The following is a 25,649-nucleotide window of genomic DNA, read 5'->3' on the forward strand; positions in this document are numbered from 1 at the left end:
AAAGTCTACGGCCCGGGCGCCCCGGTCCCGCAGGCTGCGTCCATGCCGAGAGACACCACCGATCCCCGGGCGGGCCACCACACCCCCGACAGCCCGGACCCCGCCGCCGCCGGACCGGCCCCTCTCCCGGCCGCGCCCCCGGAGCGCGCCGGCCCCCCTGACCCGAGCGGGCCGGCCGCGCCCCGGGGATACCGCGCGGTCTTCGCCGTACGCGAGTTCCGGGCGGTCTTCGCCGCCCACCTGCTCTCGCTGCTCGGCGTCGTCGTCAGCGAACTGGCGCTCACCGTCCTCGTCTACGACCTCACCTCCTCGCCCCTGCTCAGTGCCCTGACCTTCGCGCTCGGCATGCTGCCGTACCTCGTCGGCGGCACCCTGCTCGGCGGGATCGCCGACCGCTTCCCCGCCCGCCGGGTCCTGGTCACCTGCGACCTGGTCTGCGCGGTCTGCGTCGCCGTGATGGTGCTGCCGGGCACCCCGGTCGCCGGACTGCTGGCGCTGCGCTGCCTGGTCGCCGCCGTCTCGCCGGTCTTCACCGGGACGCGGATGGCCGCGCTCACCGACATCCTCGGCGAGGGCGAGCTGTTCGTGCTGGGGCGCTCACTGCTGCGGATCGTCTCGCAGGGGTCGCTGCTCGCCGGATTCGGCGTCGGCGGGGTGCTGCTGACCGTGCTCTCGCCGCGCGGTGCGATCACGATCACCGTCGGCACCTTCCTCTGCTCGGCGGCGCTGCTGCGCCTCGGCACCCGTGACCGGCCCGCCCGGGCCCGCGAAGGCGGCGGTGCCGGTCTGCTGGGGGAGTCCCTGTCCGGCGCCCGGCTGATCCTCGGCCACCGCCGCCTCCGGGCGCTGCTGCTGCTGTTCTGGCTGCCCCCGCTGTTCGTCGTCGCCCCGGAGGCGGTCGCCGCGCCGTACGCGGACGAGATCGGCGTCGGCCCGGCCGCGCTCGGGCTGCTGATGTGCGCCATGCCCGTCGGCCACATCGCCTCCGAGCTGTACGCGGGCACCGCGCTGCGCCCGCGCACCCGGGAGCGGATCGTGCTGCCGCTGGCCGCCGCCGGGCTGCTGCCCCTCGCGGTGTACGCGCTGACGCCGGGCGTCGCCGTGGCGGCCGTCGCGCTGGTGGTCACCGGGGCCTCGTCCGCGTACGTCATCGGCCTCGACCAGTGGTTCGTCGCGGAAGTCCCCGAGGAGCTGCGCGGGCGGGCCATGACGCTGCTCACCGCCGGACTCATGACGCTCCAGGGCGTCGGGATGGCGCTCACCGGGCTGGCCGCCGAGTTCTTCCCCGTCCACCTGGTGGTCGCCGGGGCGGCCGTCCTCGGCACGCTCTGCCTGCTCGCGCTCGTCGCCGAGGTCCGCGGAACCGCACCCGGGACCGAAGTGCGAGACGGGGAGGACCGGCAAGTTCCCCATGGGTAAGGTCGTGGCCGTGCCGAAGCCGCTCAGCCTTCCCTTCGATCCCATCGCCCGCGCCGACGAGCTCTGGCAGCAGCGCTGGGGCCCGGTCCCGTCCATGGGGGCGATCACCTCGATCATGCGGGCGCAGCAGATCCTGCTCGCCGAGGTCGACGCTGTCGTCAAGCCGTACGGACTGACCTTCGCGCGGTACGAGGCGCTGGTGCTGCTCACCTTCTCCAAGGCGGGCGAGCTGCCGATGTCCAAGATCGGCGAGCGGCTGATGGTCCACCCGACGTCCGTGACGAACACGGTGGACCGGCTGGTGCGCTCCGGCCTGGTCGACAAGCGCCCCAACCCGAACGACGGGCGGGGCACGCTGGCCTCCATCACGGACAAGGGCCGCGAGGTCGTGGAATCGGCCACCCGGGACCTGGTCGCGATGGAGTTCGGGCTCGGGGTGTACGACGCCGAGGAGTGCGCCGAGATCTTCGCGCTGCTGCGGCCCCTGCGGATCGCCGCGCAGGACTTCGAGGAGATCTGAGAGGGGCGGTTCCGGTGCCCGGCCCGCTGCAAGATCGCCCCGGACGTCCGGTTACGCTCGTTGGCATGAAACGCAGTGTGCTGACCCGATACCGGGTGATGGCTTACGTCACCGCCGTCATGTTGCTGATCCTCTGCGTGTGCATGATCTTCAAATACGGCTTCGACAAGGGTGAGGGCCTGACGCTCGTCGTCTCCCAGATCCACGGCGTGCTGTACATCATCTACCTGATCTTCGCCTTCGATCTGGGCTCCAAGGCGAAGTGGCCCGTGGGCAAGCTGCTCTGGGTGCTCATCTCGGGCACGATCCCGACGGCCGCGTTCTTCGTGGAGCGCAAGGTCGTCCGCGAGGTCGAGCCGCTGGTCGCGGACGCGTCGCCCGCGGCGCCCGCGGGCGTCTGAGCCGACCCTCCGAACCGCCCCGCGCGAAGCGCCGGGCGGTTTGTCATCGACATTTACTAGGACGTCCTAGTAAATTGATATGCATGGACGCTGACGCGATCGAGGAAGGCCGCCGCCGCTGGCAGGCCCGTTACGACAAGGCCCGCAAGCGTGACGCGGACTTCACCACGCTGTCCGGGGACCCGGTGGAGCCGGTGTACGGCCCCCGCCCCGGGGACGCGTACGAGGGCTTCGAGCGGATCGGCTGGCCCGGCGAGTACCCCTTCACCCGGGGTCTCCACCCGACCGGCTACCGGGGCCGCACCTGGACCATCCGCCAGTTCGCCGGCTTCGGCAACGCCGAGCAGACGAACGAGCGCTACAAGATGATCCTGGCCGCGGGAGGCGGCGGGCTCAGCGTGGCCTTCGACATGCCGACGCTGATGGGCCGCGACTCCGACGACCCCCGCGCGCTCGGCGAGGTCGGCCACTGCGGCGTCGCCATCGACTCCGCCGCGGACATGGAGGTCCTGTTCAAGGACATCCCGCTCGGTGACGTCACGACGTCGATGACGATCAGCGGCCCGGCCGTCCCGGTCTTCTGCATGTACCTGGTCGCCGCCGAACGCCAGGGCGTCGACCCCGCCGTCCTCAACGGCACGCTCCAGACCGACATCTTCAAGGAGTACATCGCGCAGAAGGAGTGGCTCTTCCAGCCCGAACCCCATCTGCGCCTCATCGGCGACCTGATGGAGCACTGCGCGAGCTCCATCCCCGCGTACAAGCCGCTCTCCGTCTCCGGCTACCACATCCGCGAGGCCGGGGCGACGGCCGCGCAGGAGCTGGCGTACACCCTCGCCGACGGCTTCGGCTACGTGGAGCTCGGCCTCTCCCGCGGTCTCGACGTCGACACCTTCGCGCCCGGCCTGTCCTTCTTCTTCGACGCGCACCTCGACTTCTTCGAGGAGATCGCCAAGTTCCGCGCCGCCCGCCGCATCTGGGCCCGCTGGATGAAGGAGACGTACGGCGCGAAGACCGACAAGGCGCAGTGGCTGCGCTTCCACACCCAGACCGCCGGGGTCTCCCTCACCGCGCAGCAGCCGTACAACAACGTCGTACGCACGGCTGTCGAGGCCCTGTCCGCCGTCCTCGGCGGCACCAACTCGCTGCACACCAACGCCCTGGACGAGACCCTGGCGCTCCCCTCCGAGCAGGCCGCCGAGATCGCGCTGCGCACCCAGCAGGTGCTGATGGAGGAGACCGGCGTCGCCAACGTGGCCGACCCGCTGGGCGGCTCCTGGTACGTGGAGCAGCTCACCGACCGCATCGAGGCCGACGCCGAGAAGATCTTCGAGCAGATCAAGGAGCGGGGCACCCGCGCCCACCCCGACGGGCAGCACCCGGTCGGCCCGATGACCTCCGGCATCCTGCGCGGCATCGAGGACGGCTGGTTCACCGGCGAGATCGCCGAGTCCGCTTTCCGCTACCAGCAGGCCCTGGAGAAGGGCGAGAAGAAGGTCGTCGGCGTCAACGTGGCGCACGGCTCGGTCACCGGAGACCTGGAGATCCTGCGCGTCAGCCACGAGGTCGAGCGCGAGCAGGTCCGCGTCCTCGCCGGCCGCAAGGAGGCCCGCGACGACGCCCGGGTCAGGAGCGCCCTGGACGCCATGCTGGCCGCCGCCCGCGACGGCTCCAACATGATCGCGCCGATGCTCGACGCGGTCCGCGCGGAGGCGACCCTCGGCGAGATCTGCGGCGTCCTGCGCGACGAGTGGGGCGTCTACACGGAGCCCGCCGGCTTCTGACGCACCGCCTGCCCGGCGGCCGCGCCCAGCCCCGCCAGCAGCAGCAATGTGAAGCGCCGGGCCCAGTCGGCATCGACGGGCTCGGCGCTCACCAGTGTCCGGTGCACCACCGCACCGGCGATCACATCGAAGATCAGGTCCGCGGTCAGGTCCGCCGTGGCGTCGTCCGGCTCGACGGGCAGCTCGCCGCGCTCCTGTGCGCGCCGCCGCCCCTGAAGCACGAGCCGCTTCTGCCGGTTGACGATCGAGTCGCGGATACGGGCCCGCAGCGCCTCGTCCCGCGTCGACTCGGCGACCACCGCCATCAGCGCGGTCCGGGTCTCCGGCCGGTCGAGCAGGGCGGCGAACTGGAGCACGACCGCCTCCACATCGGCGGCCAGGCTGCCCAGGTCCGGCATCTCCAGTTCGTCGAAGAGGACCGCGACCGCGTCCACGACCAGCTCGTTCTTGCCCGCCCAGCGCCGGTACAGGGTCGTCTTGGCGACCCCGGCCCGCGTCGCCACGTCACCCATGGTCAGCTTCGACCAGCCGAGGTCCACGAGCGAGGCTCTGGTCGCCTCCAGGATCGCCTCGTCGGCCTCGGCGCTGCGCGGGCGTCCCGATCGTGCGGGTTTGGGGTGGGGGCGGCTGAGCATGCCGAGACCATACCCGCCAGTAGGTAAATCCGACCGGCTCCGGAAGCCGTGAGACAGATCACCGAACACTCTTGTGCGTGAGGGGGCGCGGCCAGTTACGCTACGGGTCGTAGCGTAAGGCGACGGTCCGGACCGTCGTGAACGCCACGAACGAACGACAGCCACAGGCGCCGGGTGGGGACCGGGCGCCGAACCGGGTCTTTCAGGGGCCTTGGGGTGCCGTGTCGGCCCTGACCGACACGACACCCCCCACGGCCGTGTCTGTCCGTCCACCCCGCACACCGGCGGGGGGCGCGGACGGGCGCGGTTTCACGTATCGCTTTCCGGAACGGCGCACCGAAGGGGGAGGATGTACGCATGCAGCCCAGAAACATGTCCATGAGCGGCGTGGTCGACCTCGCCGCGGTGAAGGCGGCCGGAGAGGCCAAGGCGAAGGCGGAGCAGGCGCGCGCCGAGTCCGCACGGCAGGGCGGCCCCGCGGCCGTCCCCGCGTCCTCCCTCGTGATCGACGTCGACGAGGCCGGCTTCGAGAACGACGTCCTCCAGCGCTCCGCCGAAGTGCCCGTCGTCATCGACTTCTGGGCCGAGTGGTGCGAGCCGTGCAAGCAGCTCGGCCCGCTCCTGGAGCGCTTGGCCCATGAGTACAACGGCCGCTTCCTGCTGGCCAAGGTCGACGTCGACGCCAACCAGATGCTGATGCAGCAGTTCGGCATCCAGGGCATCCCGGCGGTCTTCGCGGTCGTCGCCGGACAGGCGCTGCCGCTCTTCCAGGGGGCGGCCCCCGAGGCCCAGATCCGGCAGACCCTGGACCAGCTGATCCAGGTCGGAGAGGAGCGCTTCGGCCTCACCGGCATCGCGGTCGACCCGTCGGCGGGCGAGCCGGCCCAGGCGGCGGCTCCGGTTCCGCCGGGCCCCTACGACTCCCTTCTGGAGGCGGCCGCGCGGGCGCTGGACGCCAACGACTTCGCGGGCGCGGTCCAGGCGTACAAGAACGTGCTGTCCGACGACCCGGCCAACACCGAGGCGAAGCTGGGCCTCGCCCAGGCCGAGCTGCTGGGCCGGGTCCAGGCGACGGACCCGCAGAAGGTGCGCACGGAGGCGGCGGAGAAGCCGGCCGACGCGGACGCGCAGATGGCGGCGGCCGACCTCGACCTCGTCGGCGGCCATGTGGAGGACGCCTTCGGCCGGCTGGTCGAGACCGTGCGCCGCACGTTCGGCGAGGACCGCGACCGGGTGCGGCTGCGGCTGCTCGACCTCTTCGAGGTCATCGGCCCGGAGGACCCGAGGGTCGCTGCGGCGCGCACCGCGCTCGCGCGCGTCCTGTTCTGATCCGGTCTGTCCGATCCGATTGTTCTGAACTGACAACACGGCCGCGGCGGCCTCACGGCGCCGCGGCCGTTTTCGCGAGCAGGCGATAAGAGCGGGCCCCGCTTTACCAAATCTTGATAAAAGCACGCCCTGTTACTCGCAGTAAATCGATCTTTGCGATCCGTCCCGTTTCGCTTACTCTTCCTCCCTTTCGTCCGTTGGTCCGGGGCCACCCTGTGTGGCCGCTCGGTGCCAGCAGGTCGTGGCCCGGTTATGAGGGCGTTACCAGTGAGTAACGAACCCCCTTGTGTCCCGGCCGGGAATGGACCACGATCGGCCACGCTCGGTCCAATAACGCCAGCCCGGCTGCCAGTCGGGAGCGGCGGCTCCGTTGGGTCCCCACCGGGCGGGCCGGCGGCAGTGGCGCCGGCTCCGGACAGGGGGGTTCCTGCCGTCCGGCAGGGCCTGTCCGATCAGGTCGCGTACACGCGTGACCAGTGGTTGTCGCTCGGGGGTGATCGCCGGTGATGCGGACGCGATACAGCCTCCGTATCCGGGCGCTCTCCTTTCCGAGGACGTAGCACTTCTCCCATCCCAGGTCGGGCAGGATGCCTGACCGGAGATGTACGTCCGAGAAGGAGGAAAAGTATGAGTTCCCAGGTTCGCGGTGGCACGAGATGGAAGCGTTTCGCTGTCGTCATGGTGCCGAGCGTCATAGCCACCGCCGCCGTCGGCGTCGGTCTGGCCCAGGGCGCGCTCGCCGCGTCCTTCAGCGTGTCGGGCCAGGAGTTCAAGGTCCGGGCCGACAAGCTCGAGGGCTACGACTTCGTTCAGTACGGCAGCGTGGCCACCGAGCAGGGAGCCGACCCCAAGGTTGCTGATGGCAAGGGCCACGCCGTGGCCGTGTCGGGCTTCAGCAAGGCCTACATCACGAACATGTGCCAGTCGGTCGTCACGCCGAAGCTGCCGTTCGGCCTCGGCACCGTCACCATGAGGCTGGAGGCAGGCGGCAAGGGGCACTCCCGTGTCTACGCCAAGGACCTCTACCTCGACGTGTCGGAGCTCGACGGCGACGCCCGATTCAAGGGCATCGACATCGGTGTGGCTGCCGGTTCGCTGAAGAAGGAGGGCAAGCCGGGGAGCATAGGCATCCAGCCGGGCACCCAGGCCGACCCCAACGGGTTCTCGCAGCGCGCCGATGAGGCCGTGCTGACGGACGTCCACCAGAAGGCGTGGGCCACGACGGCCGGCACCTTCAACCTCAGCGGTCTGAAGCTGCGCCTTCACAGAGGCTCCGGCGCCGGCGTGGAGTGCTACTAAGCACTCGCCCGGGCGGGCGGGGGCGCTTCGCGTACCCGCTCGCCCACCCCTCTCCTTCTCACAGCAGTACCGGTTCCAGGGAGCTGTTTTCCATGAGCCCCGAATCCCAAGGGCAGAACGAGCACTACCTCTCCGTCGCCCGGCGAGGCTTCCGCACCTGGCGGGGTGACCGGCCGTTCTGGGCCGGACTGTTCACCATGCTGGGCGGCTTGCCCATCATGTACTTCCCGTACGCGAACATGCACCTCGGCAACATGACGCTGGCGATGTCCACCACGGCCGGCGCCGGTTCGCTGATCATCGGTGTCCTGCTCGTCACGCTGGGCCTGACGATGTGGTTCCACAGCATCGTCCGCGTGTTCGCCGGTGTCGCGGCGATTCTGCTGGCCCTCATCTCCATACCCGTCGCCAACATCGGCGGTTTCATCATCGGCTTCATCTTCGCCCTGCTCGGCGGCGCGCTCTCCGTGTCGTGGGCCCCGGGTGAACCGCAGGCGGAGACGGAGCCCGTCCCCGCCGAGGGGGCCCCGGAGACCGTCCCGTTCGCGAAGGACGAGCAGTTCCCCGAGGGCGCGCTCCACGGTGCCTGTCTTCCCGAGCAGCCGCATGCCCCGTACGACACCACGGTCGAGGCCGAGGGCGGGAGGCACCGTGCGGGGTGACGACGAGCAGGTGAACGGCGCGGACGAGAGCGGGACCCGGGAACGCAGAGGCCCCCGCCACGCCGCCCCCAGGAAGTCACTGCTGACGAAGCTCCACATGCCCGCGGGCAAGAAGGCGTTCGCGCTCGCCGCGATGCCGACGGCGGTCTTCGTCGGGATGGGCCTCACGCCCCGGCTGGCGATGGCCGACGACACCGCGGACATCCCCTTCGCGCCCGGCCCCTGCGTCACGCGCTCCGACGAGCCGAGCGAGTCGGCCGACCCGACGCCCTCCGCGTCGAAGACGCCGTCCCCCTCCACGAGCGAGAGCGCGAAGCCGACGCCGGGGACGACCGACGAGGCGACCCCGAAGCCCACGGCCACGGGCTCGGCGGAGGACACCGCGAAGAGCACCGACACCGCGAAGAAGAGCACGGACGCCGCCCCGGCCGAGACCCCGGCCGCCACGCCGTCGCCCACGAAGACGACGAACCCGCTCGACCCGCTGGGCCTCGGCGACGCGCTCAAGGACCTCTTCGACGGCCCGGACAAGGAGACGGCGAGCCCGTCCCCGAGCCCCACCACGGCGTCCCCGAAGCCCTCCGCGTCCGCTACCGAGGACACGAAGGACGAGACCGCGGCGAAGAAGACCACCGACGCGGCGAAGGACACGGTCGACAAGACCACCGAGGCCATCCGCGACGCGGCCGGCAAGGCGGGCCGGACGGTCGAGGAGCTCGACGAGGACGTCAAGGGCACCGACGCCAAGAAGGACGACGACATCCCGGACGGCGCCAAGGAGCCGTTCCCGTGCCCGACCGCGGACCCGGAGGCCCTGGCCAACGCGAAGCTGGAGCCGGGCATCCCGAACCTGCCCACCGACCCGTGGATCCTGGAGAGCTCGCTGCTCACCCTGAACGGGCTCGACTACAAGGGCATCGTCGAGGTGAAGAAGGGCGACGGCACCACGAAGAAGGTGCTGAAGTTCACCGCGTCCTCGATCGACATCAAGGACCTGCACCAGCTGACGGTAGGCCCGATGCCGGGCACCACCGGCCACGTACAGGCGCGGAAGGGCTCCACCTCCACCATCCGCAACGGCACGGTGACGATGTACACGGAGGAGCTGAAGGGCAACCTCTTCGGCCTCATCCCGATCACCTTCAGCCCGGAGACCCCGCCCCCGCTGAACGTCCCGTTCGCGTTCTTCACCAAGGTGAAGGTCACCCAGGCCGGCCAGTTCGGCGGCACGCTGACCGTCCCGGGACTGCACAACTACTTCACCAAGGACGGCGCCTGACGCCTTTCGTTAGCATGGCAGCGGCCCGACACCTCACGGGGTGCGGGCCGCTGCCATGCTCGTCAACGTCCGCGGGGGACAAGTGAGTTCGATGTACGTGACACACCCGGGAGAAGCGCGTACCGAGGCGGGAGGCGGGCTCGGTGGCGGGGTTTATCACCCCCGGTTCTTCGCGCCGGACGGGGGCCACTTCAGGCGCATCCGCGCCGAGCACGCGTTCCAGTCGCTGACGGAGTCCACCAAGGCCGGTACGGCCCACCGCACCGGGATCTACCTCACGCCGGTCACCCGCGAAGGGGACGCGCTGCACTTCCGGCTGCTGCGGTGCTCCACGAACCTGTCCGGTCCGACCGAGAACTTCCGCTCCACGGACACGGAGATCGTCGACGCGCTGAACCGGGAGGCCGACACCCTCTTCCGAGGCCATGCGCCGCTGAACCACGTGCTGGCGCAGACGTACCACAACACCCGCGCCACCACGGAGCGCAAGCAGACCAAGGCGCGGATCTCGTCGCACGCCGACAAGACGAAGGACATGCCCCGCAACGGCATCATGGCCTTCTGCACCTTCTACGACCGGCTCGACGGGCTGAGCCCCATGGCCGACGACCCCTACGACTACGGCGTGGGGCGCGCCAGCGCGCTCACCCGGCTCCACTTCCGGCTCAAGGACCCGGCCGCCGAACGCGACGACCTGCCCGCGCAGTTCACGCTCACGCTCCACCCCGGGTCCGTCTTCTTCATGCCGCTGTCCACCAACCGCCTGTACACGCACGAGGTCCGGCCCTCCACGCTGAACGCCGAGTACCTGCCGACCCGCCTGGGGTACGTCGTGCGCTGTTCCAGCACCGAGGCCGTGCACCGGGACGGCCGTACGTACCTCAAGGGCGCCGGGGGACCGGTGGAGCTGGAGCAGCCCACCGAGGCGGGCATGGCGGAGCTGCGCGCGCTGTACGCCGAGGAGAACCGGTCCACGTCGTTCATCGACTACGGCGACCGGTTCCGCTTCAGCATGAACGCGGGGGACTACCGTGCTCCCCGGATCTGAGGACATCGTCCGGTGCGCGCTGCCGGCCGAGGCGGACGTCTTCGCGGAGCTGTGTGCGGCGACGCCCATGGAGGACGTCGGCAAGGGCCGGAAGGGCGCCGTGCTCACCAGGCCGGACGCGGACGGCGGTGTGCCGCTCGTACGGACGACCACGCGGTACGCGCGTCCCGCGCTGCGCTTCCGGGACGTGCACGAGCGGCTGGCACGGGAGGTGCGGGAGCGGGCAGGGCTCCCGGCCGCCTTCGACAACGCGCTGGCCGAGCGCTACACGAGCGCGTACACGACCATGGGCCGGCACTGCGACCAGGCGCTCGACCTGGCCGGTGACGCGTACATCGCCGTCTTCTCCTGCTATCGGGACCCGGAGGCGGACCCGCGCCGGAAGCTGGTCTTCGAGTCGAAGGAGGAGCCCGGCGCCGGGACGCTGGAGATCCCGCTCGTCCACAACGGGGTGGTCGCCTTCTCCGTGGCGGCGAACCGGCGGCTGAGGCACCGGATCGTCGCGGACCCGGCCGGCCGGTCCGGGGACAACGAGTGGCTGGGCGTGACCTTCCGGACGTCGAAGACCGTCCTGCGCTTCCGCGACGGGGTCCCGTACCTCCCGCAGGGCGTTCCGCTCACGCTCGCGGACGAGGAGCAGGGGCGCGCGTTCTACGGGCTGCGGCGTCGCGAGAACGCCGAGACCGACTTCGCGTACCCCGCGCTGACCTGCACCGTCAGCGCGAGCGATCTGGTGCCGCCGGTCTGAAAAGGGCGGTGCCCCCGGTTCGGAGGAACCGGGGGCACCGTGGTCATGCCGGGGCGTCAGCCCTGGTCCTGGCCGCCCACGTGGTGGACGCGGACCATGTTGGTGGTGCCGGGGACCCCGGGGGGCGAGCCGGCCGTGATGACCATCGTGTCGCCCTCGTTGTAGCGGCCGAGCTTCAGCAGCTCCGAGTCGACCAGGTCGACCATCGCGTCCGTGGTGTCCACGTGCGGGACGACGTGGGCCTCGACGCCCCAGCTGAGGGCCAGCTGGTTGCGGGTGGCCTCGTCCGTGGTGAACGCCAGGATCGGCTGGGCGGCGCGGTAGCGGGACAGACGGCGGGCGGTGTCACCGGACTTGGTGAAGGCGACCAGCGCCTCGCCGCCCAGGAAGTCCGCGATCTCGCAGGCCGCGCGGGCCACCGAACCGCCCTGGGTGCGGGGCTTCTTGCCCGGCACCAGCGGCTGGAGGCCCTTGGAGAGCAGCTCCTCCTCGGCGGCGACCACGATCTTCGACATGGTCTTGACGGTCTCGATCGGGTACGCGCCGACCGAGGACTCCGCGGAGAGCATGACCGCGTCCGCGCCGTCCAGGATCGCGTTGGCGACGTCGGACGCCTCGGCGCGGGTCGGACGGGAGTTGGTGATCATCGACTCCATCATCTGGGTCGCCACGATCACCGGCTTGGCGTTGCGCCGGCACAGCTCCACCAGGCGCTTCTGCACCATCGGGACCTTCTCCAGCGGGTATTCGACGGCGAGGTCGCCACGGGCGACCATCACACCGTCGAACGCCATGACGACGCCCTCCATGTGCTCGACGGCCTGCGGCTTCTCCACCTTTGCGATGACGGGGACCCGGCGGCCCTCCTCGTCCATCACCTTGTGGACGTCCTTGACGTCGTTGGCGTCGCGGACGAAGGAGAGCGCGACCATGTCGGCGCCCATCCGGAGCGCGAAGCGCAGGTCCTCGACGTCCTTCTCGGACAGGGCCGGGACGTTGACCGCGGCACCCGGCAGGTTGATCCCCTTGTGGTCGGAGATCACCCCGCCCTCGATGACGATGGTGTGGACCCGGGGGCCGTCCACGGAGACGACCTTGAGCTCGACGTTGCCGTCGTTGATCAGGATCGGGTCGCCCTTGGCGACGTCACCGGGCAGGCCCTTGTAGGTCGTGCCGCAGATCGACTTGTCCCCGGGGACGTCCTCGGCGGTGATGACGAACTCGTCCCCGCGGACCAGCTCGACCGGACCCTCGGCGAACTTCGCCAGGCGGATCTTCGGGCCCTGGAGGTCGGCGAGCACGCCGACCGCCCGCCCGGTCTCGGCGGCGGCCTTGCGGACCCGGTCGTAACGACCCTGGTGTTCCGCGTGGGAGCCGTGACTGAAGTTGAAACGGGCCACGCTCATGCCGGCCTCGATCAGAGCGACGAGCTGCTCGTGGGAGTCGACGGCGGGGCCGAGGGTGCAGACGATTTTGGAACGGCGCATGAGGCGGATCCTATCGGTTTGTTTCGCTGCGGAATATTCCGGCTGGTGGAAGATACAAAAGGGCGGAGGCCCGCTCAGTTGTCGACCAGTGCGAAGGTCTGGTTGGCGATCTCCAGCTCCTCGTCGGTCGGCACCACGGCGACCGCGACCCGTGCGTAATCCGGCGAGATCAGCCGCGGTACGCCGGACCGTACGGCGTTGAGATCCGCGTCCACCGCGAGGCCCAGCTCCTCCAGCCCGGCGATCGCAGCCTCGCGCACCGGAGCGGAGTTCTCGCCCACCCCCGCCGTGAACACCACGGCGTCCACCCGGCCGAGGACCGCCGAATAGGCGCCGATGTACTTCTTCAGCCGGTGGACGTAGATGTCGAAGGCGAGCGCGGCACGCTCGTCGCCCTCGTCCACCCGGCGCCGGATCTCCCGCATGTCGTTGTCACCGCACAGCCCCACCAGGCCGCTCTTCTTGTTGAGCAGGACGTCGATCTCGTCCGCCGACATCCCCGCCACCCGCTTGAGGTGGAAGGTGACGGCCGGATCGATGTCCCCGGAGCGGGTACCCATCACCAGCCCCTCCAAGGGGGTCAGCCCCATCGACGTCTCCACGCACCGGCCGCCCGCGACCGCCGAGGCGGACGCCCCGTTGCCCAGGTGCAGCACGATGACGTTGACGTCCGCCGGCTCCTTGCCCAGCAGCTCGGCCGCCTTGCGCGAGACGTAGGCGTGCGAGGTGCCGTGGAAACCGTAGCGGCGGATGCGGTGGGCGTCGGCCGTCTCCACGTCGATCGCGTACCGCGCCGCGTACTCCGGCATCGTCGTGTGGAACGCCGTGTCGAACACCGCCACCTGCGGCAGGTCCGGGCGCAGCGCCCGGGCGGTGCGGATGCCCGTGATGTTGGCCGGGTTGTGCAGCGGAGCCACGGGCACCAGGCGCTCGATCTCCTTGAGCACGTCGTCGGTGATCACGGTCGGCGCGGTGAACCGCAGCCCGCCGTGCACCACCCGGTGCCCGATCGCCGCGAGGCCGGGGGAGTCCAGGCCGAGCCCGTCGGCCGCCAGCTCCTCGGCCGCCGCCCTCAGCGCCTCGTCGTGGTCGGCGATGCGGCCCGCGCGCTCCCGGGGCCCGCCGCCGCCGGCCGGCGGGGTGTGGACGAGCCGGGAGGTCTCCTCGCCGATCCGCTCGACGAGCCCGGACGCCAGCCGGGAGCGGTCGTCCATGTCGAGCAGTTGGTACTTCACGGAGGACGAGCCGGAGTTGAGCACGAGCACCCGGCTCGGCTTCCCGGCCGCCGCCGCGTTGTCGGTGTTCGGGGTGGTCATGCGGGTCACTCCTCGCCCTGGGCCTGGATCGCGGTGATGGCCACGGTATTCACGATGTCCTGCACCAGTGCGCCCCGGGACAGGTCGTTGACCGGCTTGCGGAGCCCCTGGAGGACCGGCCCCACCGCCACCGCGCCCGCGGAGCGCTGCACGGCCTTGTACGTGTTGTTGCCGGTGTTCAGGTCCGGGAAGATCAGGACCGTCGCCTGCCCGGCCACCTCGGAGCCCGGCAGCTTCGTCGCGGCCACGCTCGGCTCGACCGCCGCGTCGTACTGGATGGGCCCCTCGATCCTCAGGTCCGGGCGGCTCGCGCGCACCCGGTCCGTCGCCTCGCGCACCTTGTCCACGTCGGCGCCGGTGCCCGAGGTCCCCGTCGAGTACGACAGCATCGCGATCCGGGGGTCCACGCCGAAGCGGGCGGCCGTGGCGGCGGACTGCACGGCGATGTCCGCGAGCTGCTCGGCGTCCGGGTCCGGATTGACCGCGCAGTCGCCGTACACCAGCACCTTGTCGGCGAGGCACATGAAGAACACCGAGGACACGATGGAGGCGTCCGGCTTGGTCCCCCCATCGCCCGCCGCCACCCTGCCTGACGAGCTCCGCTCGGCCCCCTTCGTTCTAATGATCTCGAAGGCCGGCCGGATGGTCGCCGCCGTGGAGTGCACCGCCCCCGAGACCATGCCGTCGGCCAGGCCCTCCTGGACCATCAGGGTGCCGAAGTAGTTGACGTCCGAGACCACGTCGTACGCCAGCTCGACCGTCACCCCGCGGTGCGCCCGCAGCTGTGCGTACCGCTCGGCGAACGACTGGCGCAGCTCCGAGGTCTGGGGGTCGATGAGCTGGGTCCCGGCCAGGTCGATGCCGAGGTCGGCGGCCTTCTTGCGGATGACGTCCTGGTCGCCGAGCAGCGTGAGGTCGCAGACGTCCCGGCGCATCAGCACGTCCGCCGCGCGCAGCACGCGCTCCTCGGTGCCCTCCGGCAGCACCACCCGGCGCCGGTCCGCGCGGGCCTGCTCCAGGAGCTCGTGCTCGAACATCATCGGCGTGACCCGGCCGCTGCGGGCGACCGAGACCCGGTCGAGGAGGGCGGCGGTGTCGACGTGCCGCTCGAAGAGGCCGAGCGCGGTCTCCGCCTTGCGCGGGGTCGCCGCGTTGAGCCTGCCCTCCAGGGCGAAGAGCTCCGCGGCGGTGGGGAAGGAGCCGCCGGCCACCGAGACGACCGGGGTCCCCGGGGCGAGCCGCGCGGCCAGCGTGAGTATCTCCTCGCCGGGCCGCTCGTCCAGGGTCAGCAGCACCCCGGCGATCGGCGGCGTACCGGCGCTGTGCGCGGCGAGCGAGCCGACCACCAGGTCCGCCCGGTCCCCGGGCGTCACCACCATGCACCCCGGGGTCAGTGCCTTCAGCAGGTTCGGCAGCATCGCGCCGCCGAAGACGAAGTCCAGCGCGTCCCGGGCGAGCCCCGAGTCGTCGCCGAGGAGCACCGTGCCGCCCAGGGCCGCGGTGATCTGGGCGACCGTCGGCGCCGCGAGGGCCGGCTCGTCCGGCAGCACCGAGCAGGGGACCGGCAGGGTCGCGGTGAGGCGTTCCGCGACGACGTCCCGGTCGGCGGGGGCCACCCGGTTCACGATCATCGCGAGCACGTCGCAGCCGAGCCCCGAGTAGGCCCGGTACGCGTTGCGGGTCTCGGCGCGCACCGACTCCGCGTTCTGGTCCTTGCCGCCGACGACCGCGATCACCGAGGCGCCGAACTCGTTGGCCAGCCGGGCGTTGAGCGCCAGCTCATCGGGGAGCTGGGTGCCGGCGTAGTCGGTGCCGAGGACGAGCACCACCTCGTAGTCGACGGCGACCCGGTGGAAGCGCTCGACCAGCCGGGAGACGAGTTCGTCGGTGCCCTGCTCGGCCTGGATCGCGGACGCCTCGTGGTAGTCCATCCCGTAGACCGTGCCCGGGTCCTGGGAGAGCCGGTAGCGGGCCCGCAGCAGCTCGAACAGCCGGTCGGGGTCGTCGTGCACCAGGGGGCGGAACACCCCGACCCGGTCCACCTGCCGGGTCAGCAGCTCCATGACGCCCAGGTCCACGACCTGGCGGCCGTCCCCCCGGTCGATCCCGGTCACGTACACGCTGCGCGTCACGCGTGCTCTCCCGTCGTCTCTGGTCCGGTATGGTGCCCGGTTCGAGTGGTAATCGCCCGTTTGACGATACCCGTGGGGGCGTAGGGGCCGCCCGCCGGACGACTGCCCGCGAGGGCGTCACCAGGCCGCCCCGAAGCAGCCGGGAGCGCGAGCCGCGCGCCCGGCGTGGGACACTCGTCGTGACTCACGGTACGGGGGAAGCGGTAGAAGCCCCCGTACCGGATGCCAAAACGGACGGGCCCAGCGAGCAGGAGACGGAACAGGATGCGCATCGGAGTTCTTACCGCAGGCGGCGACTGCCCCGGCCTGAACGCAGTGATCCGTTCGGTCGTCCACCGGGCCGTCGTCGGCCACGGCGACGAGGTCATCGGCTTCGAGGACGGCTTCAAGGGCCTCCTCGACGGCCACTTCAGGCCCCTCGACCTGAACGCGGTCAGCGGCATCCTCGCCCGCGGCGGCACCGTCCTCGGCTCGGCCCGCCTGGAGCGCGCCCGGCTGCGCGAGGCCGCCGAGAACTGCGCCGAGCTGAGCCGCCGTTACGGCATGGACGCGCTGATCCCGATCGGCGGCGAGGGCACGCTCACCGCGGCCCGGATGCTGGCGGACGCCGGCATGCCCGTCGTCGGCGTCCCGAAGACCATCGACAACGACATCTCCTCCACCGACCGCACGTTCGGCTTCGACACCGCCGTGGGCGTCGCGACCGAGGCCATAGACCGTCTGAAGACCACCGCCGAGTCCCACCAGCGCGTGATGGTGGTCGAGGTGATGGGCCGCCACGCGGGCTGGATCGCCCTGGAGTCCGGCATGGCCGGCGGCGCGCACGGCATCTGCCTCCCCGAGCGCAAGTTCGAGGTGGACGACCTGGTCAAGATGGTCGAGGAGCGCTTCGCGCGCGGCAAGAAGTTCGCCGTCATCTGCGTGGCCGAGGGCGCGCACCCGGCCGAGGGCTCCATGCCGTACGCCAAGGGCGAGATCGACCAGTTCGGACACGAGCGGTTCCAGGGCATCGGCAACCGCCTGGCCGTCGAGCTGGAGAAGCGGCTCGGCAAGGAGGCCCGCCCGGTCATCCTCGGCCACGTCCAGCGAGGCGGCACGCCGACCGCGTACGACCGCGTCCTCGCCACCCGCTTCGGCTGGCACGCCGTGGAGGCGGCCCACCGCGGCGACTTCGGCCGGATGACCGCGCTGCGCGGCAACGACATCGTGATGGTCCCGCTCGCCGAGGCGGTCACCCAGCTCAAGACGGTCCCGCTGGACCGGATGCACGAGGCCGAGTCGGTCTTCTGACCGGGGCGCCTTCCCCGTCGCACCGGGGGCCGCGGTCTTCCGGCCCGGGGCCCCCTCCCGTTACGCCGGAGGGCCGGCCGTGTCCCAGAACCGCGGCACGATCCCGGTGAGGAAGGCCCGGCCCTCCTCGCCGGTGTTGCCCGGCCGGTCCGTGCCCGCGCTGCTCCAGCTCAGCGTGGAGACCATCAGCGCCTGGTAGTCGCCGTGCAGCCGCTCCAGGACCTCCTGGAGGCGGCGCCGGTCCACCGGCACCAGCTTGCCCACCGGCCGGGTGTACGCCTGCCACCGCGTCGTCACCGCGCTGCGCAGCAGGCCCGCCAGCTCCTCCTCGCGCCCGGTCGCGGTCACGAAGTCCGCGGGCGTCAGGCCCAGCGCCTCACTCAGCGCGGCGGACTGGCGCTCGTTGCCCCGCCACCGCCCCGACTCCTCCATCCGCAGATACGCGGAGGTGGCCAACCCCACCCGGGCGGCCAGCTCGTCCGGCGACAGCTCCCGGGAGACCCGGTGCTCGCGCAGACTGCGCGCGGCCGTCAGCAGTTCGCCCGGGGCGCACCACAGCACCCCGGCCAGCGCGGTGAGTTCGTACTCCGAGGGGAGCGCGAGCCCGCGCTCCCAGGCGGCCACCGTCTCGGCGGTGATCCGCAGTCCGTACTGAGCGCCGAGGCCGTAGGCGACATGGCCGGGAGCCATACCCAGGGCCTCGCGGAGTCTTCGCGCGGCGGAAGCGTTGAAAGGCGGGGAGGTGTGCACGGGGACACCGTAAGGAGGCGGGGGCCCCGCTGACTACGGTGTGTTCACCCGAGAACACGCCTCGGAGGAAGGTCCTAGGGGCAAAAGCCGCACGGCGGGACCGGTCGCCCGGATCAGCGCCCCTCCGGCCGCCACCGGTAGTGCAGCTCGGGCCGCCCCACCTGTCCGTACAGCGGACTGCGCACCGCCCGCCCCACCGTCACCAGGTGCTCCAGATAGCGGCGTGCGGTGATCCGCGAGATCCCCAGCTCCAGACCCGCCGCCGAAGCGCTGATACCGTCCGGGGCCGCCCGCAGCGCCCCGGTCACCGCCTCCAGGGTCGGGCCGCTGAGGCCCTTGGGCAGCCGGGCCGGCTCCGGGGCGCGCAGCGCGGCGAGCGCCCGGTCCACCTCGTCCTGACCGCTCGCCTCACCGGCCGCCGCCCGGAAATCCGCGTACCGCACGAGCCGGTCCCGCAGGGTGGCGAAGGTGAACGGCTTCAGGACGTACTGCACGACACCCAGCGAGACGCCCTCCCGGACCACGGTCAGGTCGCGGGCGGAGGTCACCGCGATCACGTCCGCCGAGTGCCCGGCCGCCCGCAGCGAGCGCAGTAGCTGGAGCCCGTGCCCGTCGGGCAGATAGAGGTCGAGGAGCAGCAGGTCGACCGGGGTGCGCTCCAGCGCCCGTACGGCCTCGCCGCCCGAGTGCGCCACGGCGGCCACGGCGAAGCCGGGCACCCTGCCCACGTACAGCTGATGGGCGTCGGCCGCCACGGGGTCGTCCTCCACGACCAGGACCCGGATCACGAGACGCCCTCCTTCGCCGCGAGCGCCAGCGGGAGCCGCACGGTGAACTCCGCGCCCCCGTCCGGGCCCCGCTCCAGCGCCACCGTCCCGCCGCCCCGGTGTGCCGCCTGGCGGACCAGGGCCAGGCCGAGGCCGCGCCCCGCGCCGTGCGTCGACCAGCCGGCCCGGAACACCTCGGCCGCGTCCGCCGGGCCGACCCCGGCCCCGTTGTCCGCGACACGCAGTAGGAGTTCGCCCGCCTCGGCGAGCGCGGTGACCGTGACCCGCCCGCGCCGGGCGGGCACCCCCGCCTCCCGCGCGCCCGTCACCGCGTCCACCGCGTTGTCGATCAGGTTGCCGAGGATGGTCACCAGATCGCGGGCGGGCAGCGACGCGGGCAGGGCGCCGTCGTCGATGAGGCTGTCCTCCGCGAGCACCAGCTCCACGCCCCGCTCGTTCGCCTGGGCCGCCTTGCCGAGCAGCAGGGCCGCGAGCACCGGTTCGGCGACCGCGCCCACCACCCGGTCGGTGAGCGCCTGGGCCAGCTCCAGCTCGGCCGTGGCGAAGCCCACCGCCTCGTCCGCCCGGCCCAGCTCGATCAGCGAGACCACGGTGTGCAGCCGGTTCGCCGCCTCGTGCGCCTGGGAGCGCAGCGCCCGGGTGAAGCCGCGCTCCGAGTCCAGCTCCCCGGACAGCGCCTGGAGCTCGGTGCGGTCGCGCAGGGTCACCACGGTCCCGCGCCGTTCGCCGCCGACCACCGGGCGGGTGTTCACGACGATGACCCGGTCCGCGGTCAGGTGCACCTCGTCCACCCGCTCCTCGGAGGCGAGCAGCGCCCCGGTCAGCGGGGCCGGCAGATCGAGATCGGCGATCCTGCGGCCGACGATGCCGGGGGGCAGACCGAGGAGTTCCCGGCCCGCGTCGTTGACCAGGGCGATCCGGCGCTGACCGTCCAGCATCAGGAGCCCCTCGCGCACGGCGTGCAGGGTCGCCTCGTGGTAGTCGTGCATCCGGCTCAGCTCCGTCGCGTTCATCCCGTGCGTGTGCCGCCGCAGCCGGGCGTTGATCACGTACGTGCCGAGCCCGCCGAGCACCAGCGCCGCGCCGGCCGCCAGCGCCAGGGCGCCCAGCTGGGCCCGCACCTGCGAGGAGACCCGGTCCACGGTGATGCCCGCGCTGACCAGGCCGGTGATCCGGCCGCCGTCGCGGACCGGGGTGACGACCCGGATCGAGGGCCCGAGCGTGCCGGTGTACGTCTCCGAGAAGGTCTCCCCGCGCAGCGCCCGGGCGGTGTGCCCGAGGAAGGTCGCGCCGATCTGATCGGTGTGCGGGTGCGTCCAGCGGACCCGGGCCGGGCTCATGATCGTGACGAAGGCGACCCCGGTGTCCTTGCGCACCCGCTCCGCGTACGGCTGGAGCACGGCGGACGGGTCGTCGGTGCGGATCGCCTCCCGGACGGACGGCGATCCGGCCACCGAGAGGGCCACCGCCCGCGCCTGCCGGGCCGCCGTCTCCTCGGCCTGGCCGCGCCCGGAGACGTACGCGAAGAACGCGCACCCCGCCACGACGGCCGCCACCAGCACCACCTGCCACGCGAACAGCTGGCCGGCCAGGCTGCGCGGCCGGGTACGGGGGAAACGCATGCCCCTCAGTGTGCCTGGCCGAAAACCTAGGTGGGGCCGGCCACCGGGGGGCGGCCCCACCTGTGAACGAAACGCACGCAACGGTGACCGCCGTCACAGCGGGCGGGATAGTCGCCGGGACCCCCGGCACGGGGGTGGGACGACGACGACCCGAGGAGACCCCCGTGGCAGTGAGCGCCGCCGAAGCGGAACGCACCAAGCCGGACCGTACGAAGTATCTGTATCTCGCCGTGATCGTGGCCGTCGGCCTCGGCATCTTCGTGGGCTTCGTCGCCCCGGACGCCGCCGTGGAGCTCAAGCCCATCGGCACCGGGTTCGTGAACCTGATCAAGATGATGATCTCGCCCATCATCTTCTGCACGATCGTCCTGGGCGTCGGCTCGGTCCGCAAGGCCGCCAAGGTCGGGGCCGTCGGCGGCCTCGCCCTCGGCTACTTCCTGGTCATGTCCACGGTCGCCCTGGCCATCGGCCTGATCGTCGGCAACATCCTGGAACCCGGCTCCGGCCTCCACCTCACCGAGGCGGTCCGCGCCGCCGGGGAGAAGCAGGCCGAGGGGGCCGGCGAGTCCACCACGGACTTCCTGCTCGGCATCATCCCGACGACCCTGGTCTCCGCCTTCACCGAGGGCGAGGTCCTCCAGACCCTGCTGATCGCCCTGCTCGCGGGCTTCGCCCTCCAGGCCCTGGGCCCGGCGGGCGAGCCGGTGCTGCGCGGCATCGGGCACATCCAGCGCCTCGTCTTCCGCATCCTCGCCATGATCATGTGGGCGGCACCCATCGGCGCGTTCGGCGCGATGGCCGCGGTGGTCGGCGAGACCGGCGTGGACGCGCTCACGTCCCTCGCGGTCATCATGATCGGCTTCTACATCACCTGCGCGCTCTTCGTCTTCGTGGTGCTCGGCGCGATCCTGCGCCTGGTCGCGGGGCTCAACATCTTCACGCTGCTGAAGTACCTCGGCCGGGAGTTCCTGCTGATCCTGTCCACCTCCTCGTCGGAGTCGGCGCTGCCCCGGCTGATCGCGAAGATGGAGCACCTGGGCGTCAGCAAGCCCGTCGTCGGCATCACCGTGCCGACCGGCTACTCCTTCAACCTGGACGGCACCGCGATCTACCTCACGATGGCCTCGCTGTTCATCGCCAACGCGACGGGCGACCCGCTGAGCATCGGTGAGCAGATCTCCCTGCTGGTCTTCATGGTCATCGCCTCCAAGGGCGCGGCGGGCGTCACCGGCGCCGGCCTCGCCACCCTCGCCGGCGGCCTCCAGTCGCACCGCCCCGAACTGGTCGACGGCGTGGGCCTGATCGTCGGCATCGACCGCTTCATGAGCGAGGCCCGCGCCCTGACCAACTTCGCGGGCAACGCGGTCGCCACGGTCCTCGTCGGCACCTGGACCAAGGAGATCGACCGCGAACGGGTCGGCCAGGTGCTCTCCGGCGCGCTGCCCTTCGACGAGACGACGATGACGGACGACGCCCACACCGGTGAGCCGCACGTTCCCGAGGCCAGGGGCGGCGAGGACCGGTCCGCGCTCACCAAGGCCTGACGCAAGGCCATGGGCCGGTACGGGAGCCCCGTACCGGCCCCCACTGCTCACGGGCGGCGACCGCGCGCGGCGTACGGACCCGTCACGCGGTCACGCGCAGGTGGGTCGGCCAGCCGATCCGGTTCAGCAGCCTGAACATCTTCGCGATGTCCGTCGGGTTCAGCTTCACGCAGCCGTTGGACCTGTAGTCGCTCGCACCGTCCCAGCGGCGGGCCTCGGTCTTCCCCCGGCTGCCGTCACGGTTCATCTCGGAATGGATGAACATCTCCGTGCGGGTCGCGCGCTTCGTGGAGCACGGCATGTTCTCCAGCCACACCGCGTACCCCTTGATGAGCCTGCCGTTGTAGCGGGTGTCCTTCAGCTTGATCCTCCAGTTGCCGTTCGGGATCCAGCCCTTGCCGACGGCACAGTCGTTCGTGCCCTGGGAGCCGTAGCCCGATCCGGCCCGGAAGGCGGCGTGCAGCTTCCCGTTCCGGTAGACGAGCAGCCGTGAGTCGCCGGGCGCCTTCGGGTTCTTGTCGAACACCAGGGCCGTGGCCGGTGCGGCGGCCTCGGCGGTGGCGGCGGCCGAAGGCGGCGCCACCACGGTCGCCGCCAGGGCTGCCGTGATCAGGACGCCGTGGACGAGCGGCTTGAACGTCTTCATGCGGTCATCAGCTCCATCTGTGCGGTCGGCCGGTCGGCCGGGGTGTGGTCCGGGCGCGGGTCCGCGCCCGAATACGCGGGTGCGGGGCGCGGATCAGACGGTGGCCAGGCGGACCTGGGCCGAGCGGGTCCCCCGGAAGTCGAAGGAGAAGGGCTCACGGACGCCCGAGCCGCACGCCTTCTTCGTCTTCTGCGTGCTGCCGGCGACGACGCGGACGATGGCGCAGTCCCCGTCCATGCGGGTGTCCTCCACCCAGCCCGTGACCCGGACGGAGTTGCCGGTCGGGCAGGCGACCCGCCAGGAGGCCGTGGCGCCGCTGATCTTCGGGGCCCGGGTGACGCCGCACCCGTCGGCGTGCGCCGGGCCGGCCACACCGAGGGCCAGCCCGCCGGCGAGCACGACGGCCGAGAGGGTGGAGGAGAGGGTCTTGCGGACAGCGGACATGAGGAACTCCTAGAGAGCCGGTGGGAGAGGCGCCGCCACGGATCGCTGGGCGCACCACCAGGCTGCCCGTCCCGGACCGGCGGGACGAAGAGATGCCGTATGCCTGCGTAGGCGCATCCATGCAGCCGCGCGCGCACCGCCCTGACCTGCCGTTATGCCTCCAGGCAGGAAGCCGGTCGGCCATGCGTGCCGACGCCGCGCCGTCCCCGGCCGTGGGCCCTCACGGAGATGCGGACGCCGAAGGGGTGGCGGACCGCTGGTGAGAGGGCGTCCCCTGGGGCGGGCTCTGGCTCACCAGCAGGGCCAGCCAGGTGTCCGTGTCGATCCGGCCGGTCGGGCGCAGTCCCTGTGTCTGCTGGAAGAAGCTCACTTCGGCGGCGTTCGTCGCGGTGAACGTCCCCGTCACCTCCGTGGCACCCTGACCCGCGTTGTCCAGCAGTTCCTGCGCGGCCCGCACGGCGAAGCCCCGGTCTCCCGGTGCGATGTCCCGGACCAGCAGCGGCCAGGTCCTCCGGCCCACCTTGCCGTCCACGGGCAGGTGGTTCTCGCGCTGGAAGTCCACGACGGCCCGGTACGTCCTGTCCCCGAAGATCCCGTCCGGCTCCAGCTCGTAACCCGCCTCCTTCAGCAGGTACTGCAGGGCGCGGCCCCACGTGAACTGGTCCTCGTGCCGCTTCCGCCTCAGCACCGGCCAGGCGCGCGATGCCCCGGCCGTGGGAGCCGCACCCGCCCGGCCCTCCTCGCGGGCCACGGGCGTCGGATCCGGCTTCCAGCGCTGCTGCGTGACGGCCCCGGCGGCGAACGCCGCCACCAGGGCCGCCGATGTGAGAGCCGCCACCGGCAGCCGTCGGCCAAGGAGCGGGCCCCGGGCACGGCCGTCGCGCGCACCGGACGCCTGACTCGCTCCGGCGGCGGCTTCGGCGCTGCCGGCTCCCTCCTGCGGGTGGATGACGGCCTCCCGTTGGCGGCTCTGGTCCTCCAGGGCCGCCCGGCACCACGCTCGTGCCTGTTCCAGCTCCGCGGCGGGGGCCCCGAGCTGGGCGTGCAGCGCCACGACCACGCGCGGCGGTGCGGTGGACGGGTGCTTCCGGTTCAGGTAGCGCGAGAGCGTGGTCTGGTCGATGCCGAGGCGCGAGGCCAGCGCCTGCTGCGTAGGCCGCGTACCACCGTCCGGCCCTCCGGCTGCCTCCCACCACCCGCGCAGCAGCCCCGCGAGCAGTACTCCGGGAGGGGCCTCACGGCTTGCGCTCCCCTGCCCATCTGCCATGCCTGCGTTCCTCCCGGTCGTGGCGCGGGACCGGCACCGGGCCGAGTCCTCCTGCCTGTCGGCATATACGCAGGTCAGATGACGTGCATAGGTGCATAACCGGATGCATCCGCCGACAACGGAGCAGATCGTAGCGAGAGGAATCGGCCGTCCGGCACGGTTGCTCCGCCCTCGCCCGGACGAACGGGCGGCCTCGGAACAGGAGAATTCCGCAGCGCCGTGGTGGCCGCCCCCGTCCACCGCCCCCGTCCGCCGCCACCGGGCATTCACCCGGAGGGGTGGCCGCGCGTCAGCCACCCCGGAGCCCGCGGACCCGCTCTCCGCGCACAGCCGGCCCTTGCCTTGACGTCGGCGTCAAGGATTACGGTCGCGGTATGCGAATCGGGGAGCTGGCCGAACGGGCCGGGACGACGACGCGGACGCTGCGCTACTACGAGTCGCGCGGGCTGCTGCCCGCGCGGCGCGCGGTGAACGGCTACCGCACGTACGACGAGGGCGACCTCAGGCTGATCCGGCAGATCCGGACCCTCCAGGACTTCGGGTTCGACCTGGAGGAGACCCGGCCCTTCGTGGAGTGCCTGCGCGCCGGGCACCCCGCCGGGGACGCCTGCCCCGCGTCGCTCGCCGTCTACCGGCGCAAGCTCGGCGAGCTCGACCGGCTCATCGAGCAGCTGCGGGCCGTCCGCACGGAGGTGGGCGCCCAGCTGGCCCGCGCCGAGCTGGAGGCGTCCGCCGGGCTGCCCGGCGGTCCCGAACCACGCTGCGAACTGGGAGGATGACAGATGATCCGTGCAACGGGCGTCGACGAGCTCACCGACGAGACCTTCGACGCCGAGGTGCGGGGGGAGACCCGGCCCGTCCTGGTGGAGTTCACCGCCGACTGGTGCGGCCCCTGCCGCCAGCTCGCCCCGGTCCTGGGCGCCGTCGCCGAGGAGGAGCGCGAACGGCTCCGCGTCGTCCAGATCGACGTCGACCGCAACCCGGGGATCAGCACCCGGTACGGCGTCCTCTCGATGCCCACCCTCATGGTGTTCCGGGACGGCGAACCGGTGAAGTCCATGGTCGGCGCCCGCCCGAAGCGCCGGCTCCTCCAGGAACTGGAGGACGTGCTCTGAACCGCCCGGGGGGGGGGGGGCGCGGCCCCCCCCCCCCCGGGGGGGCACCCCGCACCCCCGCGGGGACCCCACCCGGGGCACCCGCGGGACCCGCACCCCCACCCCCGCCCGCCCGCCCGGGGCC

At 71.9% G+C, this 25,649-nt stretch carries 24 protein-coding genes; 14 read left to right on the plus strand and 10 right to left on the minus strand.

What is annotated here, in order from left to right:
- Window positions 1-42: 42 nt before the first annotated feature.
- From ACLQ2N_RS01735 to ACLQ2N_RS01750, 4 genes are all read left to right on the plus strand, one after another.
- Window positions 43-1,419 (plus strand): MFS transporter, encoded by a 1,377-nt coding sequence (locus tag ACLQ2N_RS01735; RefSeq protein ID WP_425808505.1) that lies wholly within the window; start codon window positions 43-45, stop codon window positions 1,417-1,419.
- Between the two features lie 10 nt (window positions 1,420-1,429).
- Window positions 1,430-1,939, plus strand: coding sequence for a MarR family winged helix-turn-helix transcriptional regulator (locus ACLQ2N_RS01740; protein ID WP_026171455.1), 510 nt, complete (start codon window positions 1,430-1,432; stop codon window positions 1,937-1,939).
- A 65-nt stretch (window positions 1,940-2,004) separates the two neighbouring features.
- Window positions 2,005-2,340: a DUF3817 domain-containing protein gene (locus ACLQ2N_RS01745; protein ID WP_425808506.1), complete on the plus strand. Its 336-nt coding sequence runs from the start codon at window positions 2,005-2,007 to the stop codon at window positions 2,338-2,340.
- An 83-nt stretch (window positions 2,341-2,423) separates the two neighbouring features.
- Window positions 2,424-4,124 (plus strand): acyl-CoA mutase large subunit family protein, encoded by a 1,701-nt coding sequence (locus ACLQ2N_RS01750; RefSeq protein WP_425808507.1) that lies wholly within the window; start codon window positions 2,424-2,426, stop codon window positions 4,122-4,124.
- Here the strand turns inward: ACLQ2N_RS01750 and ACLQ2N_RS01755 are convergent.
- Complete coding sequence (locus ACLQ2N_RS01755; RefSeq protein WP_425808508.1) at window positions 4,100-4,759, minus strand: TetR/AcrR family transcriptional regulator; 660 nt, start codon at window positions 4,757-4,759, stop codon at window positions 4,100-4,102. The genes ACLQ2N_RS01750 and ACLQ2N_RS01755 overlap by 25 nt on opposite strands.
- A 357-nt stretch (window positions 4,760-5,116) precedes the next feature.
- Between ACLQ2N_RS01755 and ACLQ2N_RS01760 the strand changes: the two genes are divergently transcribed.
- The 6 genes from ACLQ2N_RS01760 (at window position 5,117) to ACLQ2N_RS01785 (ending at window position 11,124) form a co-directional block, all read left to right on the plus strand.
- Window positions 5,117-6,088, plus strand: a complete 972-nt coding sequence (locus ACLQ2N_RS01760) for a tetratricopeptide repeat protein (protein ID WP_425808509.1) — start codon at window positions 5,117-5,119, stop codon at window positions 6,086-6,088.
- A 627-nt stretch (window positions 6,089-6,715) separates the two neighbouring features.
- Complete coding sequence (locus ACLQ2N_RS01765) at window positions 6,716-7,387, plus strand: DUF6230 family protein (protein ID WP_425808510.1); 672 nt, start codon at window positions 6,716-6,718, stop codon at window positions 7,385-7,387.
- A 92-nt stretch (window positions 7,388-7,479) separates the two neighbouring features.
- The gene (locus tag ACLQ2N_RS01770) at window positions 7,480-8,049 is read left to right on the plus strand and encodes a DUF6114 domain-containing protein (RefSeq protein ID WP_425808511.1); all 570 of its coding nucleotides are present in this window, start codon (window positions 7,480-7,482) and stop codon (window positions 8,047-8,049) included.
- Entirely contained in the window at window positions 8,039-9,328 is a 1,290-nt protein-coding gene (locus tag ACLQ2N_RS01775; RefSeq protein WP_425808512.1) for a hypothetical protein, read from the plus strand. The genes ACLQ2N_RS01770 and ACLQ2N_RS01775 overlap by 11 nt, the downstream gene beginning before the upstream one ends.
- 91 nt (window positions 9,329-9,419) lie before the next feature.
- Window positions 9,420-10,376 carry a hypothetical protein gene (locus tag ACLQ2N_RS01780; RefSeq protein ID WP_425808513.1) on the plus strand — a complete coding sequence of 319 codons (957 nt, stop codon included), beginning with the start codon at window positions 9,420-9,422 and terminating at the stop codon, window positions 10,374-10,376.
- Window positions 10,360-11,124 (plus strand): hypothetical protein, encoded by a 765-nt coding sequence (locus ACLQ2N_RS01785; protein WP_425808514.1) that lies wholly within the window; start codon window positions 10,360-10,362, stop codon window positions 11,122-11,124. The genes ACLQ2N_RS01780 and ACLQ2N_RS01785 overlap by 17 nt, the downstream gene beginning before the upstream one ends.
- A 56-nt stretch (window positions 11,125-11,180) precedes the next feature.
- Here ACLQ2N_RS01785 and pyk read toward each other — a convergent pair whose 3' ends face one another.
- The 3 genes from pyk to pta all read right to left on the minus strand — a co-directional run bounded on the left by pyk (window position 11,181) and on the right by pta (window position 16,059).
- Window positions 11,181-12,611: a pyruvate kinase gene (gene pyk / locus ACLQ2N_RS01790; RefSeq protein WP_425808515.1), complete on the minus strand. Its 1,431-nt coding sequence runs from the start codon at window positions 12,609-12,611 to the stop codon at window positions 11,181-11,183.
- A gap of 74 nt (window positions 12,612-12,685) precedes the next feature.
- A complete protein-coding gene (locus ACLQ2N_RS01795) occupies window positions 12,686-13,927 on the minus strand; it encodes an acetate kinase (RefSeq protein WP_425808516.1) in 1,242 nt (413 codons plus the stop codon).
- A gap of 5 nt (window positions 13,928-13,932) precedes the next feature.
- Window positions 13,933-16,059 carry a phosphate acetyltransferase gene (gene pta, locus ACLQ2N_RS01800; protein ID WP_425808517.1) on the minus strand — a complete coding sequence of 709 codons (2,127 nt, stop codon included), beginning with the start codon at window positions 16,057-16,059 and terminating at the stop codon, window positions 13,933-13,935.
- 264 nt (window positions 16,060-16,323) lie between these two features.
- On the opposite strand from pta, the gene ACLQ2N_RS01805 reads away from it, so the two are divergent.
- Window positions 16,324-17,349, plus strand: a complete 1,026-nt coding sequence (locus tag ACLQ2N_RS01805; protein WP_425808518.1) for an ATP-dependent 6-phosphofructokinase — start codon at window positions 16,324-16,326, stop codon at window positions 17,347-17,349.
- Window positions 17,350-17,409: 60 nt separating this feature from the next.
- Here the strand turns inward: ACLQ2N_RS01805 and ACLQ2N_RS01810 are convergent, their stop codons facing one another.
- From ACLQ2N_RS01810 to ACLQ2N_RS01820, 3 genes are all read right to left on the minus strand, one after another.
- Entirely contained in the window at window positions 17,410-18,039 is a 630-nt protein-coding gene (locus ACLQ2N_RS01810) for a helix-turn-helix domain-containing protein (RefSeq protein ID WP_425808975.1), read from the minus strand.
- 173 nt (window positions 18,040-18,212) lie between these two features.
- Complete coding sequence (locus ACLQ2N_RS01815; protein ID WP_425808519.1) at window positions 18,213-18,887, minus strand: response regulator; 675 nt, start codon at window positions 18,885-18,887, stop codon at window positions 18,213-18,215.
- Window positions 18,884-20,509, minus strand: a complete 1,626-nt coding sequence (locus ACLQ2N_RS01820; protein WP_425808520.1) for a sensor histidine kinase — start codon at window positions 20,507-20,509, stop codon at window positions 18,884-18,886. The genes ACLQ2N_RS01815 and ACLQ2N_RS01820 overlap by 4 nt, the downstream gene beginning before the upstream one ends.
- 170 nt (window positions 20,510-20,679) lie before the next feature.
- Between ACLQ2N_RS01820 and ACLQ2N_RS01825 the strand changes: the two genes are divergently transcribed.
- On the plus strand, window positions 20,680-22,053 hold the full coding sequence (locus ACLQ2N_RS01825; protein WP_425808977.1) for a cation:dicarboxylate symporter family transporter: 1,374 nt from the start codon (window positions 20,680-20,682) through the stop codon (window positions 22,051-22,053).
- Window positions 22,054-22,135: 82 nt separating this feature from the next.
- Here the strand turns inward: ACLQ2N_RS01825 and ACLQ2N_RS01830 are convergent, their stop codons facing one another.
- From ACLQ2N_RS01830 to ACLQ2N_RS01840, 3 genes are all read right to left on the minus strand, one after another.
- Complete coding sequence (locus ACLQ2N_RS01830; protein ID WP_425808521.1) at window positions 22,136-22,699, minus strand: L,D-transpeptidase; 564 nt, start codon at window positions 22,697-22,699, stop codon at window positions 22,136-22,138.
- 93 nt (window positions 22,700-22,792) lie between these two features.
- On the minus strand, window positions 22,793-23,143 hold the full coding sequence (locus tag ACLQ2N_RS01835; RefSeq protein WP_425808522.1) for a hypothetical protein: 351 nt from the start codon (window positions 23,141-23,143) through the stop codon (window positions 22,793-22,795).
- Between the two features lie 220 nt (window positions 23,144-23,363).
- Window positions 23,364-24,410, minus strand: a complete 1,047-nt coding sequence (locus tag ACLQ2N_RS01840) for a peptidoglycan-binding protein (protein WP_425808523.1) — start codon at window positions 24,408-24,410, stop codon at window positions 23,364-23,366.
- A gap of 374 nt (window positions 24,411-24,784) precedes the next feature.
- On the opposite strand from ACLQ2N_RS01840, the gene ACLQ2N_RS01845 reads away from it, so the two are divergent.
- Both ACLQ2N_RS01845 and trxA read left to right on the plus strand, forming a co-directional pair.
- On the plus strand, window positions 24,785-25,189 hold the full coding sequence (locus tag ACLQ2N_RS01845; RefSeq protein ID WP_425808524.1) for a MerR family transcriptional regulator: 405 nt from the start codon (window positions 24,785-24,787) through the stop codon (window positions 25,187-25,189).
- A 3-nt stretch (window positions 25,190-25,192) separates the two neighbouring features.
- Window positions 25,193-25,525, plus strand: coding sequence for a thioredoxin (gene trxA, locus ACLQ2N_RS01850; protein ID WP_425808525.1), 333 nt, complete (start codon window positions 25,193-25,195; stop codon window positions 25,523-25,525).
- Window positions 25,526-25,649: the final 124 nt, after the last annotated feature.

Origin of the sequence: Streptomyces sp. DT224 (assembly GCF_049844595.1) — a bacterium.
In the GTDB taxonomy this organism is placed as follows: domain Bacteria; phylum Actinomycetota; class Actinomycetes; order Streptomycetales; family Streptomycetaceae; genus Streptomyces.